Raw genomic sequence first — 14588 nt, forward strand, 5'->3', positions numbered from 1 at the left:
AGTGTTACAATTGTTATAATTAAATCTTAAATCTTAAATCTTAAATCTTAAATCTTAAATCTTAAATCTTAAATCTTAAATCTTAAATCTTAAATCTTAAATCTTAAATCTTAAATCTTAAATCTTATGTCTTATGTCTTATGTCTTATGTCTTAAATCTTATGTCTTATGTCTAAAGTCTACTACTCACCTTCTTCACCATCACATCTTTCCAAGCAGCAAAAGTACCCGCCAAAATCTGCTTCCGGGCTTGCTTAACCAACCAAAGGTAGAAAGTAAGGTTGTGAATAGAAGCAATTTGTGCGCCTAAAATTTCTTTATTAATAATTAAGTGTCTCAAATAAGCTTTTGAGTGAAAAGTGCTCACATATCCCCCCAGTTCTTCATCAATAGCCGACAAGTCATCCTTCCATTTTTCATTGCGGATATTAATAATGCCCTGTGTTGTAAAAAGCATACCGTTTCTGGCATTGCGTGTAGGCATCACACAATCAAACATATCAATGCCTAATGCAATGCATTCTAAAATATTTTCAGGCGTGCCAACGCCCATCAGGTAGCGTGGTTTGTCTTTTGGCAAAATGCCACAAACCAAACTCGTCATCGCATACATATCTTCGTGTGGCTCTCCTACCGACAAGCCACCGATTGCATTACCCCATTGATTTTGAGAAGCAATAAATTCAGCCGACTGCTCACGCAAATCTTTGTATACACTACCCTGCACTATAGGGAAAAGCGCCTGCTCGTAACCGTATAGAGGCTCCGTTGTATTCACCCGGTCCACACATCTTTTCAGCCAACGATGCGTCATGTGCATCGATTCCTTCGCATAACTATAATCGCATGGATAAGGCGTGCACTCATCGAAAGCCATAATAATGTCAGCGCCAATGCTGCGCTCAATGTCCATTACACGCTCAGGTGTAAACGTATGCTTAGAGCCATCGATGTGCGATTTAAAAATCACACCCTCTTCTGTAATTTTCCTGTTATGCCCAAGCGAATAAACCTGATAACCACCGCTGTCAGTTAAGATTGGTTTCTGCCAGCCATTAAATTTATGCAAACCACCGGCACGCTCCAGCAACTCCGTACCTGGTCGCAAATACAAATGATACGTATTCCCCAGAATAATCTGTGCGTGAATATCGTTTTCCAATTCGCGTTGGTGCACAGCCTTTACCGAACCAGCCGTACCCACAGGCATAAAAATTGGGGTCTCAATATCACCATGCGCAGTATGCAAAACACCCGCACGGGCGGCAGACTGTACATCATTGGCAGCAAGCGTAAATTTCATAGTCGGTGCAAAAGTAGAAAAGTAAAAGCACAATTAAGGCAGGCGGTCCCTGCGGTCGGGCTATACGCTGCAATCTTTTTGCCCTGCGCTACTGCCCTGCAGCAAAAAGGATTTCCGCTGCTATCCCTGGCCGAAATGCAGGTTAAAAAAGAATTAATCAACAAAAAACGACATGAATTGACCTAATAAAACAATGCTACCCGGTAGAAATAAAATTTATTTATAACCGAATAAACTACACCATATCTATACCCACACCAACGACTTCGAAATCTCTTAAAAATCTGGAAAAATATTTAATGTTTCCACTTTCAAAACAATCGATGCTGAAAATGCAAAAAGCCCCTGCAAGCAGGGGCTTTTTGTTGTGTAATGGTGTTAGTAATTAATTACCCTTACCCATTTTATCCATTTCTTTATCGAAAGTTTCTTTGAATTTCTCGTAATCGTAATCGATTTTAAGACGCTCATCTTTTGAAAGCTTTTCGTTGTATGCAGACACCAAATCAGCAGCGGAAAGCTCCAATGCCATGTAAGTTTTATAAGTACCTTGTTCGGTGCGCATTAATTTTTCGCAAATTGTGCGAACGCCTGTTAACTGCTGCTCAACAACTTCTCTGTTTAACTGCTCATAACGCTCTTCTACTTCCTCGCGGTTGTTCATTTCGCGTGAGTTTAAGTAGTTGTCAGTTACAGCTTTTACCGTAGTTGAAATGCTCGCTGCCAATTCAGCACGCGCATTAGATAAGGCTTTCTTTTTAGAAGCTACCTGATCAGAGCTTTCACCGATTGAGTTAGCACGAAAAACTTTATTGGTTGTGAAGTATTCAGATCCTGAGCATGGCACTACCACCTCTACTTCACCTTTAGGTTGCGCGGCTTCTTTTTTACCTTTACATCCTACCGCAAAAACGGCAGCTGCCAGGACAAGAAGGGAGTAAGTTAACTTTTTCATATTCATCGTTTGTTTTGGTTAATATGGTCTTTGCAATTCTAATACCAATTTAGCTGACTATTTGCTGCCTTTTACCGGCAAGACCCATTTTCTTTATATTTTACTGTAAAATGGTGCTTAATAGCTCATTAAATTTTTCTTTTTCAAGGGTTTCAAGACCCCGGTTGTAGGCATCCTGGCTAGATCGCTCAAAGTCAAGGCCATATCCTTTAATGCGATCGAGGGTAGTCGTATAGATAACTTTATTCTCTTTTGCTGAATATACCTTAATAACGCTGGTTAAATAGGTAATGTGAATACTACCATTCACTGAGCCTTTTTCAGAATCGGATGAAATCTCCAAAAGCAGGTCTGCCTTGGGGCGATCTTCTATAAATTCAAAGCCGGCATTGCCCAGCATATTTTTAAGTTTGTTGGTAATCTGATAGTTATTCTTATTCACACCCAAACTTCTTTCTTCTGTAATCAGGTAAACCAGTGGGCGCTGCACTTTCAGGACAACCTGTGCTGAGGGCACTTTAAAAGTTTTGGCAATAAGTGAATAAACTTTAGAGTTAGCACTACCACTTAAAGCATCAATGTTAATCTGCACATTTACCGTTTGCTCAAGATCACGCGAATCTATTTTATTAATCAAAATTTTTGCCTGACCTGCGGCATCTGCCTTATAGTCAGGAAAAACAATGCCTGCTCCTTTTTGAAAAGTTGCACTGAGCGGAACATCTTTCGCTGGAGAATTAGAATCTTTATTGATAACACTTGCAATTACCGATTGTGCATCCTGTGCCACTCTTCGGTTAATGCTTAAAGAAGCGGGATTTACTTTTACTTCAAACTTATCCAGCAGCGTCTGGATTTTAGCATAGACTTCATTAACCAACAGTAGTTCGCGCCCTTCTACGTTAGCACGAATCGGCTCTGCCAGGTATTTCTCAACTGTCCTTAATGACTGAAAATAAAAACCAATGGCTTGCAGCCGTTCATTGTTTTTTTCTGACTCCAGACCTTTCTTATAATAATCTGTTGCCAGTAGTGTAGCGTTGCGTTTTTGCTCTTCTTTTATTTGGCGGTACCGGGCAATCGATAACCGATAATAAATCCAATAATTCGTTTCATCTTCCCACGCATCTACCGTTTCAAATTCCTCAATTTCATCGGCTGCCGTGGTTTGAATAATCTGTTCGTAACGTTCTGAAAATTCCTTATTGACATCTAACTGACTTAATACAGAAGTGCTGGAAACCTGCACTTTAATTTCAGAAACTAAGTCATCGAGGGCGCTCTTTTTAGCTGACTGGATGTAATTATTGGAACCATCTTTATTACTGTGCCCTATGCCTGTATAGTAGCCATCCTGATAAGGTTTTGTGCTTAACCATGACGGTTTGGGTGGTGCCTGACTCGCCTTTTTACTGGAACCACATGCAAAACACAAAAAAACAATCAACAGGGTGTATAGATATTTCACAAAAACTGATTTTTAAGGGGTTATACCATTTCTCATGCCAATTACGTTAATAAAGGTAAAACTGGAGCATCAAAAACCTTAACTTTAACAAAAATAGTTGATTATGAGACGCTGGGGAATTGCCCTTTTAGTATTACTAGGCTGCGAAGAAAGACTAAATCAGGAGGCGGTATTTACCGGAAATGAGGTGGTTTATAACTTGCAGGCAGGGTCTGCATACGCCATTTCAGGTTTATTAACCTTAAAGGAAAAAACAGATGGCAGTACGTTGGTTAGTATTGTGCTAGAAGGTACTGAGGGCAATGTGCAGCATCCAGTTCACTTACATCTTGGCGATTTGGGACAAGCTGATGCAGCCATAGCAGCACTGCTAAACCCTGTTGAAGCAAGGACTGGTAAGAGTGAGACCATACTGAAACAATTAGCCGATGAGTCGGCTCTTACCTATAGTGACCTGGTACAATTATCTGCTTCTATTAAAATTCACTTAGCAGCAGCAGGCCCCGGTCGTGATGTAATTTTAGCAGGATCAAACATCGGTACAGCCGTGAACAGTAATTCAAACGCGCGTCTGGGTATTGCGGTTTGTCAATGAGGCCTTATCTGGTATTGATCTTAATTTTTCCGGATTTATAGAGTTCGAGTGACTCCTTTAGAAGCCCTTTGATAGTTTTAACAGGCAGGTCTTTCTCGGGATTCATCAATAGTATCTTCATTCGCGCGCGCTTTTCCTTAAGCAAATCGGGGTGTTTCAATCTACTGCCCTCCACAAAACCAATATAGGGAAGGTTGTGTTGCTTATGAATCCATAAGTAACAAAACATCTTCCCTTTATAGGTGAAAAATGGCATTCCATATTTCAGAACATTCTCAATGTTGGTATCCTGCGCGAGGATAATTTCGCGCAAAGCCATCAAACAACTTCTAACGGGCTCGTCTTTATTTAAATAATAATTACTGAGCTGATCTTTCATTAGTTAATGGAAAGATAAATATCGACTGATGCATTGCTTGGATCTTGTGCTCCTGAACCATAGACTTCAAAATCGGCCTGATAGGCTCGGTCAAAATCAGAATTCCAGATGTTTACCCAGGCATTATAAACAGCACCTTCTTGCAAATTACCTGTAACAACCACCTTTGCGTATTTAGCTGTAGGAATAAATTTCAACACCAGGCCCTCTGGCGCTTTTGTAAGACCATTGGCCACCTTACAGCCTAAAATGGTTGTATAGGGTTTTGTGAAATCATCTTCGTAGTCGGTATACATGCAATATATCTGTTGATCCAATTTTTCAGGAATTTGTGCAACGATATTCTCAGCCATGAATTTATTCCAGAGTGCCGGTATGTCTTTAGCTGACTGACCATCCTCATTGCTTGTTCTTATCGCGAGGCCTACCAATGTAAAACCCTCCATTGTTTCTTTTTCCATACAATTATTTTTATGCAAAGAAAAGCGAAGGTTTGTCAGCCCTATGTCAGCAGATTTTTAATCTATTTTAATATGCCCAGGTACTCAAACCATGGCCCCACTTCGTTCTTGTATTGTTTGGCCATTACTCTGGCCACTTGTGCTATGTGATTCAAATCATGTACAACCCAGGTAGCTAGGAGTTGTGCTAAAGTTACCTCTCCCAAGGCAGGGTGCTTTCCTTTAAGCTGAAGGTGTTTTTCTGTTATACGCTTGGTTCGTAAGGTCTCAATATTACTTTTGCGCAGGTCTTTAAATTCGTCAAGCAAGTTTCCTAAGGTTTTACCCTCACTGTTTTTAAATTGAGCAAAGCGGTCGAACGGTTCAAACTCGCTACCCGTTTGTTGTGCCAGTATCATTTCCATTCGGGGAATCCAGTCTGTTTTCTCTCCGTGAATCAGATGACCGACCACGTCATAAGGGCTCCAGGTCTGATCACCTTCGTTTTTGTAAATCCACTCATCTGAAAGCGATTGGAGCATCGTTTCCAAAACAGATGGTGTCCTCTCCAGAATCTCTAGTGATTTGTTTAAATCAAACTTCATGGTTTCTGATAATATTAAATTGCACGAAGAAACTTGCACCCTTATCTATCTCACTTTCACACCATATTTTACCATCCATTACGTCAACAAACTTTTTCACAATAGATAAACCCAAACCAGTAGATGACTCATTGCCAGTAGGCGTTGCGCTTAGTCGCTGGTATTTTTTAAACAGTTTCTGTTTATCGTTCTCATGAAGCCCTGGCCCCTCATCCCTTATTTCACAGATCGCTACTTCCTCTACGACTCTCATCGTTACGTAGATATTTCTATTACTCGGAGAAAATTTAATTGCGTTCGATAGTAAGTTTTCAATTATCTGATCGGCATAGTCTTTATCAATATAAATAAGTACTTGGTCTGGTATGGACGCTTTAAATTGAATTTGTTTCATCCTTGCCTCTAAGGTAGTGCGGTTGATCACTGTACGAACAAGGTCTGCATAATTTATTACCTCCATGCTCAGGTTATGCTGCTTTGCTTCGATGGCTTCTACGTTCAGTATTTTATCAATCATGGAGGTCAAGCGCTTAGCACTGTCATTGATCATTCTGATGTATTCGGCATTTTCTTCATCTGCCAGATTGGGCGTTTCCTTTATTAAACCCACCAAGCCTTTAATCTGATTAAGTGGCGTCTTCAAATCATGCGCCACTATGCCAATGAGGTTGTTCTTTTCTAAGTTCAGATTATTTAACTCTTGATTTTGAGATGCTAACTCTTCACGTTGTGTTGAAAGTATAATGTTTTGTTGTGAAACTAAGTCGCGTTGCGCTGCGATTTCTTCCTTACTTTGTTTTAGTTTTTCATTTTGTACTGCCAACTCTTTGCCTTGTTCAGCCAAGGCTAGGTTTGCCTTCTTCAATTCTTTTGTTTTTTGTTCCACAATTATGGCAAGTGCCTTATTGGTTCTCCTGATATTTTCTGTTCGCATAAAATATGCAAATGCAGCTAAACCAAAAAAACCAATAATGATAAGCAATCTAAACCACCATGTTTCCCACCATGGGGGTGTTATTATAATGGTGAGGGTTCGGCCCTCATTATTCCAAACTCCGTCATTATTAGATGCTATGACACGAAAAACGTAAGTGCCCGGATCAAGGTTAGTGTAGGTGGCAAACCTTCGTTTGGCATCTGTATAATTCCAATCCTTATCAAAACCTTCCAGTTTATAAGCATACTCATTTTTCTCTGCCTGAAAATAAGATAATGCGGCAAACTCAATTGTGAATACCGATTCATTATGCGACAAGGTAAGTTCTTCTGCTTGTGAAATGGATAAGGGTAGCATGAAACCATTCACTGCTTTATTTGGCAGCACACGTTTATTAAATACCTCAAAACCACTTAATATTATGGGAGGCACATAGCTATTATCCTGCATTTCATCAGGGCGAAAAAAAGCAAAGCCATTTTTACCTCCAAAATAAATCGTCCCGTCTTTTCCTTTAAAACTCACATCCATGGCTGTGCCTGGCAAGCCATCCGTCTGGTCATAATTTCTAAAGGCGCCCCAATTTCCCATTTGTATCTGTTCATCGCTTGCCGGTGTAAATCGAGAAAGCCCTCTCCGCGTAAATAACCAAAGTCGTCCTGTTTTATCTTCCTGAATCGAAACGATTGCATTATTAGGCAAACCATTTTTTTCAGTCACAACTTTAAATGTCTGGGTCTTCGTATTAAAAAGATTTAAGCCGTTGGCCGTGCCAATCCATAATCTTCCCTGACTGTCTTCGTGAATGCTACGAATCGTATTGCTTGACAAGGAGGTGGTGTCCTGTGGATCATGCTTGAAATGCTTAAAAGATTTTGTTTCGGCATTGTAAAGGTTAAGACCCCCACCTTGTGTACCAACCCAAATTCTTCCGCTACGATCTGCGTAAATTACGCGCACAATATTATGCGATAATGAGGACTCGTTTTTGGGATCATGTTTATAGTGATGAAATCTTTTGGTTTCTTGATCGAAAATACTAATACCTCCACCGTAAGTACCCACCCATAATTCATTCCGATTATCTTCATAAAAAGATGCAACAAGGTTTACTGCCAGGGAGGAAGGATTGGCAGGATCGTTTATATAATGTACAAATGAACTCGTGGATGGGTTAAAATTGTAAAGCCCTCCTTCGTTTGTGCCGATCCATAGCTGAGATTGAGAATCCTGATAAATAGCAAAAATACAATTGCTTTCAACTGCCTGTGCGCTAGTCGGATTAATTGTATAGCGTTTAAATTTACCTTTATCTTTATCAAACAGGTTTAAGCCATTCCAGGTACCCACCCAAATTCTGTCAGCTGCATCCTGATAAACAGCTAGCACATCGTTGTTTGACAATGAGCTTACATCTGAAGGATCGTTTCTAAAAACTGTAAATTGTCTTTCTTGCGAATCATAAATATCAACACCATTTTGAGTAGCTATCCATACACGACCGCTTCTGTCTTCATAGATAGCCTGTATCCAGTTACTTGATAGGGTATTCAGGTTGTTAGGATCGTTCAGTAAGGTTTTAAACTTATTGGCTTTCTGGTCAAAAATTCTTAGGCCAGTGGAGTTCGAACCTAACCACAGTTTACCATCTTTATTTATGTAGATACAATTAAACCAATTGTTGCCACTTAATCCTTCACTCGCAAAGCGCTTAAAGGTCTGAGTGGCATCGTCAAATAAATTTAAACCATGATAGGTAGCTACCCATATTTGCATATCCGCATCTTCACGCACGTGATAAATCCAGTCATTAGATAAAGAATTTATATTCCCTGCATCGTGTAAAAAATGTTTAAACGTTTTCTTGATTGGATCAAAAATATTAAGACCACCGTAAGTGCCCACCCAAATTCTTTTCTTACTATCCTCATAGATAGACAAAACTCTTTCATTGGAAATTGAATTGGGGTTTTCCTTGTCAAAGGTGTGATGTTCAAAAGTTTCTGTTTCAGGATTAAAAATATTAAGCCCGCCATAGTCAGCGCCCACCAGTAGCATACCGTTGCCATCTTCCCACAGGGCATTAATCATGTTGTCGGAAAGTGATGCTGGATTATTTGCGTCATGTTTATATGCTTTGAAAGTTTCTGTTTTAGGATCGAAAAGATTCAGTCCGCCATAACGTGTACCTATCCAAAAACGCCCCTTACGGTCTTCATGGATTGAAAGGACAACATTGTTAGACAAACTGGTAGAATCTTGCGGGTCGTGCCGATAGGATCTGAAAGTATAACCATCGTAATAATTCAGTCCGTCCTGTGTGCCAAACCACATGAGGCCTTGCTTATCCTGAAATATGCAATTCACCGTCAGCTGGGAAATTCCTTCATGAAGTGACAGGTGTTTAAACTTTAGTGCTTGTGCTGCTAAAGGATGATAAAAGAAAGCATGTAAAGCAGAGAGGGTTATAGCCGAGATTAATAAGCGGGGCAAAAGAAGCTTCATCTCAAACAAACGGTTTTAAAGATCAACTAATGACTAAAGCTAAGGCTTATTAAAATGATATGCAAAATGATTTGACGGGTGGTCTAATTTGTAATTGTATGAAAAATCTAAACTCGTCTTTACAAGTTTACCATTAACGGATGCTTGTTAGAGATCAAAAACCATCTGTTACCTCCACAGCAATAGATTTAAAACTGATTAATTCGTTCGTTGCATTATCTGATTTCTTGGCCAGGCTGGGTCTTCCAACGCTCATGCATCCATACCCACTGCTCCGGATGTTTGCGCACCTGTGCCTCAATGAAATCAGTATAACGTTGTGTGTTTTCTACAAGGTCTGTTTCTTCATCACCTGTAATGGTTGTTTCAATGGCCGGCATAAAACGCATGTGTTGCATACCGTCTTCACCTAAATGAATAAAAGTAGGTACTATAACAGCACCTGTTTTTATTGCAAATGTGGCGGCTCCTACCGGAGTGGCTGCAGGTCGGCCAAAGAAATTAACAAATCTGCTCTTCACTTTTGTATCCTGATCGATAAGTATGGCCAATGATCCGCCAGATTTTAATTCTTTTAGCAAGCGAAACATTTCCTTGCCACGTTCCACAGCAATAGCACCATGGGCATTTCGCTGTTTCCACAGTAAATCATTTAAACGCGGATCCTTTAGTGGTGTACCGATAATTAAAGGCCGCAGCCCCTTTAAAGACATGTAGGTTACCTGCAAATCGAATGCTCCGATATGACACGTCAGAAAAATTACTCCTTTATCTTGCGCCTTAGCTGCTTCGAAATTTTCGTAATCATGAATTACCAAAAACTTCTCCATGTCTTCCAGGGTACGCACACTGGTGGCTCGTAATATTTCACCAGTATTTTTACCGAGCATAATAAAATTTCTTTTAGCCAGCTTTTTTACCTCATCATCCTTTAATTCCGGAAAAGCAATACGGATGTGGGTGTGCATGCGTTTTCTTGTTTGGCCTGCAACATGGTAAGCCAGCCATCCCAAAGCACCACATGCCTTCAACCAGGTTTTGCGTGGCAAAGCATTAGAGATGGCAATTAGAAAACGCACCAGCCAATAGACCAGGGCGTAACGAATGGGGCGAATAAATTTCTTGATACCGGACATTGCTGCAAATATACAAGCTTGTTTTTGCTCAACCACAGCCTGGCTTTTTTGTAATTTGAGGCATGAAAACGCTCTACCTGGTTCGTCATGCTAAATCCAGCTGGGATAATCCCCTGCTCAATGATTTTTCAAGGCCTTTGAATGTGCGTGGTAAACGTGATGCGCCCAATATGGCCAAACGTCTGAAGGAAAAGCGAGTGGTATTGGATTTACTATTGACCAGCCCTGCCGCACGCGCCTTATCAACAGCTAAAGAAATGGCTAAAGTGCTTAATTATGATGAACATAAAATTAAGACGCTGCCCGATCTGTATCATGCTTCACCTGAGAAAATACTTCATACCCTGAAACAGGTAAAAGATAACTTCAATATAGTTATGCTGGTAGGGCACAACCCGGGATTGACCGAGTTTATTGATGAGTTAACAGCATTAGCTATCGATAATGTGCCCACTTGTGGCGTGGCTGCTTTTCAATTGAACATCAGTTCATGGAAGGAATTGGCAATGAAGGAGGAGCGTTTGTTGTTTTATGATTACCCAAAGAATAAGTAGAGCAGTTGATAATCTTTTTTTAACTGCTGGCCGCGGGTGAAAAGTAGGGTGTTGCTAGCAATAAGAAGAAATCTCCACCACTTTTGTATTGAGATTAGATCGTTCTCAAATCGTCAAATCAATCAACGAATTAACACATCAACGAATCAGCATATCAGCTAATCATATCTTAAACGGGATAAAATCAACTGCGCGTTTTTTCAGGATGCCGAATTCTTTAAAGCGCCAACCTGCTACGAGCTTAAAGAAACCTGTTGAATTAGAGATGCGCATATCTTCAATCTTCAGGTTTCTGGATTGATTCACAAAGCCCATGCCTGCAAAAAACCTGTCGTTGTTATAACCCAAGCCTATGCGCACCACTGATATGCTATTAATGGATACATTGTACCGCTCACTTCCGTCTTCTCTTTTTAAGTATGTCCAGTTATGTGCAGGGCCAATACCGAGGGTAAGGTTCAAAAAGAGATTTTTGTAAACAAAATTATGAGAGTAACCTGGCGCCACACCCAGCGTAGTGTAGCGCAATGAAACAAAATCTGCATTTACACTAAAACTTTCCCGGTTATTAATTGAAAGCAACACTGAATCTCCATCCATGCGAAAGGAATTAATCGTGCCCGTAACAAACCATGAACCACGGCTGTACAACTGGTGCTCAGCATAATTATACGCTGAGCGAAATGAAAATTTATCGCGGTTAAAGGTATAAATACCTGCCATTCCAAAATTACGAGTAGCAATATCGGCTCTTTGCGGAAAGGGTTGATCGCGTGCTATCTGCGTAAAGGAATCATCTAAATAAAAGCCCTCGTACTTCTGTCTGTAGATATCGAAACCCCAATACTTTCCCAGCGCATTTAACTGAAAATCGGATGCATCTGTTTTTCCATATCGAGCAATGCTCTGTTCGTTGATCGGTACTGCTTTTGTCAATTCGAAAGCTACTTCAAATAAGTAAAAGCCAACCCCCATACTTACAGAGTTATTCGGCTTGAAAGTGACTAACCTGTTGTCATCAACCAAACTTCTTGCCTCCACTTGCAATGAGCGTTGTTTAATGACAGGCCAAATAAAAAAGTGATCTGGGTAAGCCCGAATAAACTTACTGCGGATGGAATCGTGAAGTTGCTTTCTTTTTCGCCCCACGCTGTCCTCATCAAGCGCCACAGTAATATCCACATCCGTTTGCGCCTGAAGCAGCAAACTACTGAATAAAAAAAGGGGCAAGAGCAATTTCATTACAGTATATATTCGCTAAGATCGCGGTTTTTAACCAAAGAATTTAATCTATCTTTCACCATTTGCGCATTGACAACGATATGGGCATTGGCACCAATTTTATCAGGCACATCAAACAAAAACTCGTTCAGTAAACGACTCATTACTGTATGCAGGCGTCTGGCGCCAATATTTTCCACTTCTGCATTAATCGCAAATGCTGTACTGGCAATCTCTTCAACCGCATCATCACCAAAATCAATTCGCACGCCTTCTGCTTCGAAAAGAGCCTGGTATTGCTTAGTGAGGGCGTTGCGTGGATCTTTCAGAATATGAATGAAATCTTCTTTTGTCAGGTTAGTTAATTCTACACGAATCGGAAAACGACCCTGTAATTCAGGAATTAAATCTGAAGGCTTCGACACATGAAAAGCACCAGCAGCAACAAAAAGTACGTGGTCCGTTTTAATAACGCCATGTTTTGTATTTACTGTTGTCCCCTCCACAATGGGTAATAAATCGCGTTGCACACCTTCCCGGCTCACATCCGGGCCTCCGCCCTTGCCGTGCGAAGAAGCAATTTTATCAATCTCATCAATAAAAATAATACCTGCATCTTCTGCTCTTCGGATAGCCTCTTCTTTAACCTCATCCATATCAATGAGCTTTGATACTTCTTCCTCCAGCAAAATTCTTCTCGCCTCAGCTACAGTCACTTTGCGTTTTTTACTTTTCTTAGGCATCATACCGCTCAGCATTTCCTGGAGGTTCATCATGGAAGCCTCATCCATCATGCCCGCGCCAATCATGCCAACATTAGAGCCACTGCTGCCTTTCATGTTAATTTCAATCTTACGCTCTTCCATTTCTCCATTCCTGATTTTGTCGCGGAAAAGATTGCGGGTGCGTTCATTTAATTCTGCATCGCTGGTCGGTGGTGTATCGTCACCATTAGTAAAGCCTGTTGGACGGACTGCTTGTGATTTTAAGGGTGGAATTAAGGCATCGAGAATTATTTCTTCTACAGCCTGATTTGCCTTTTCTTTTACCTCATCCTTTTTTCTGGCCTTTACCATGTTCACGGACTGTTCTACCAAATCGCGTACCATGCTTTCCACATCACGCCCCACATAACCTACTTCTGTGAACTTGGAAGCTTCCACTTTTACAAAAGGTGCATCTGCAATTTTTGCCAGTCTGCGGGCTATCTCAGTTTTACCCACGCCTGTGGCACCAATCATTAAAATGTTATTCGGAATGATCTCACTGCGCATATCACCTTTTACATGCATGCGTCTCCAGCGATTTCGCAAGGCAATGGCAACGTTGCGTTTGGCCTCGTGTTGACCAACAATGTACTTATCTAGTTCAGCTACAATCTGCTGAGGTGTTAAGTAGTTACTTTCTATCATATCTTTTCGCGTTTACGAATAATCTTTTTCAAATCACTATTCAGTGTAAAGCCATAGCTTGCTTGTCTGGGTCCATAGCCCACACGGCTCAACACCAACTCAAGGGTTTTAATCTGAATAGATAAACCCAGGGATAACCCAGCCCCACCACCAATGTCTTCAACCTTTAACTCTTGCTTTCTACGAAAGTTGTAGGCCAACAGAATATTAACGTTTTTACTCAACAATAATTCTGTTCCTGCATTCAAATGCCGAACAATCTTATCAATAGTGCCTGGTCTGTCCTCTTCATCTTCGAAAGCATCATAATCGGTCAGGTCAAAAGCTGTGATCGAAAAGCGAAAAGGCATGTGTTCCGGTTTAAAGGTTGTGCCCACCTGCACATCAAAAGGTAACTGTGAACTACTGCTTTCTGTATAATCTGTAAGACTGAACCCAATATTCTTAATGGCCAGGCCAATGGTTAATTTTTGTTGAGGATGTATAAAGAGTCCACCCAAATCGAGTGCCAGAGCGGTAGAACGAAAGCCGGCCAGGTTAGAGAAAATCGTTTTAACCGTTGCCCCGAATCGAAAAGTATTGGCTGAAAAATATTTGCCCAGCATTAAAGCAGTTTCACCTGCATTAAAAGTGCCTAAAGGCAAGCCTGCTGGATCATAACTGTCCAGCGTACCATATGAAAAATGTTGTACTCCAAAACTCAGGCTTCCTATTTTTTTGAACTGATGTTGATAGACAAAATTAGCCTGGCCTATATCTGCCAGATAAAATTGATAGTTAGCGGAGATAAAACCATTGAGCGTATCACCCGCCAAAGAGGGGTTTGCACTGAAAAGGTTCACATCTCTGTCGGCCAAAGAAACGTTGACACCCCCTAAGGCTGCCAGCCTTGCTGATGGAGGTACATTCAAAAATGTATAGGCACTTTGACCTTGTACCAAACCAGTAAAAATGAAGAAACAGGCAATGCATATTGCCTGTTTCTTATTTATCTGTTTTATCCGTGCAAAACTACTTTTCATCCTATTGTTGTGGTAAAAATGCCGTTTTAATGAATGATACACAACAATAATGGATG

The 14588-nt window shown here is 40.7% G+C and carries 13 protein-coding genes; 2 read left to right on the top strand and 11 right to left on the bottom strand.

Going from position 1 to position 14588, the window contains the following annotated elements; translation table 11 throughout:
* Positions 1-172 precede the first annotated feature (172 nt).
* From tgt to ACO1XM_RS14570, 3 genes are all read right to left on the bottom strand, one after another.
* On the bottom strand, positions 173-1303 hold the full coding sequence (tgt, locus tag ACO1XM_RS14560) for a tRNA guanosine(34) transglycosylase Tgt (protein ID WP_486230246.1): 1131 nt from the start codon (positions 1301-1303) through the stop codon (positions 173-175).
* Between the two features lie 385 nt (positions 1304-1688).
* Positions 1689-2258, bottom strand: a complete 570-nt coding sequence (locus ACO1XM_RS14565) for a hypothetical protein (RefSeq protein ID WP_486230248.1) — start codon at positions 2256-2258, stop codon at positions 1689-1691.
* Positions 2259-2358: 100 nt separating this feature from the next.
* The gene (locus tag ACO1XM_RS14570; protein WP_486230250.1) at positions 2359-3726 is read right to left on the bottom strand and encodes an LPP20 family lipoprotein; all 1368 of its coding nucleotides are present in this window, start codon (positions 3724-3726) and stop codon (positions 2359-2361) included.
* A gap of 103 nt (positions 3727-3829) precedes the next feature.
* On the opposite strand from ACO1XM_RS14570, the gene ACO1XM_RS14575 reads away from it, so the two are divergent.
* Entirely contained in the window at positions 3830-4321 is a 492-nt protein-coding gene (locus tag ACO1XM_RS14575; protein WP_486230252.1) for a hypothetical protein, read from the top strand.
* 4 nt (positions 4322-4325) lie between these two features.
* Here ACO1XM_RS14575 and ACO1XM_RS14580 read toward each other — a convergent pair whose 3' ends face one another.
* The 5 genes from ACO1XM_RS14580 to ACO1XM_RS14600 form a co-directional block, all read right to left on the bottom strand.
* Positions 4326-4700 (bottom strand): DUF1801 domain-containing protein, encoded by a 375-nt coding sequence (locus ACO1XM_RS14580; RefSeq protein ID WP_486230254.1) that lies wholly within the window; start codon positions 4698-4700, stop codon positions 4326-4328.
* Positions 4700-5161 (bottom strand): GyrI-like domain-containing protein, encoded by a 462-nt coding sequence (locus tag ACO1XM_RS14585; RefSeq protein WP_486230256.1) that lies wholly within the window; start codon positions 5159-5161, stop codon positions 4700-4702. The genes ACO1XM_RS14580 and ACO1XM_RS14585 overlap by 1 nt, the downstream gene beginning before the upstream one ends.
* A gap of 62 nt (positions 5162-5223) precedes the next feature.
* A complete protein-coding gene (locus ACO1XM_RS14590; protein WP_486230258.1) occupies positions 5224-5745 on the bottom strand; it encodes a DinB family protein in 522 nt (173 codons plus the stop codon).
* Positions 5735-9187, bottom strand: coding sequence for a two-component regulator propeller domain-containing protein (locus ACO1XM_RS14595; RefSeq protein ID WP_486230260.1), 3453 nt, complete (start codon positions 9185-9187; stop codon positions 5735-5737). The genes ACO1XM_RS14590 and ACO1XM_RS14595 overlap by 11 nt, the downstream gene beginning before the upstream one ends.
* A gap of 215 nt (positions 9188-9402) precedes the next feature.
* Entirely contained in the window at positions 9403-10359 is a 957-nt protein-coding gene (locus ACO1XM_RS14600; protein ID WP_486230262.1) for a lysophospholipid acyltransferase family protein, read from the bottom strand.
* Positions 10360-10385: 26 nt separating this feature from the next.
* Between ACO1XM_RS14600 and ACO1XM_RS14605 the strand changes: the two genes are divergently transcribed.
* Entirely contained in the window at positions 10386-10877 is a 492-nt protein-coding gene (locus ACO1XM_RS14605; protein ID WP_486230264.1) for a SixA phosphatase family protein, read from the top strand.
* Between the two features lie 162 nt (positions 10878-11039).
* On the opposite strand, the gene ACO1XM_RS14610 is transcribed toward ACO1XM_RS14605, so the two are convergent.
* The 3 genes from ACO1XM_RS14610 to porQ are packed head-to-tail and all read right to left on the bottom strand — an operon-like array spanning position 11040 to position 14532.
* Complete coding sequence (locus tag ACO1XM_RS14610) at positions 11040-12119, bottom strand: DUF4421 family protein (protein WP_486230266.1); 1080 nt, start codon at positions 12117-12119, stop codon at positions 11040-11042.
* Positions 12119-13510 (bottom strand): ATP-dependent protease ATPase subunit HslU, encoded by a 1392-nt coding sequence (hslU, locus tag ACO1XM_RS14615; protein WP_486230268.1) that lies wholly within the window; start codon positions 13508-13510, stop codon positions 12119-12121. Before hslU ends, ACO1XM_RS14610 begins: the two co-directional genes overlap by 1 nt.
* Positions 13507-14532, bottom strand: coding sequence for a type IX secretion system protein PorQ (gene porQ, locus ACO1XM_RS14620; protein WP_486230271.1), 1026 nt, complete (start codon positions 14530-14532; stop codon positions 13507-13509). Before porQ ends, hslU begins: the two co-directional genes overlap by 4 nt.
* Between the last annotated feature and the right edge of the window lie 56 nt (positions 14533-14588).

Source organism: Chryseotalea sp. (assembly GCF_057350905.1).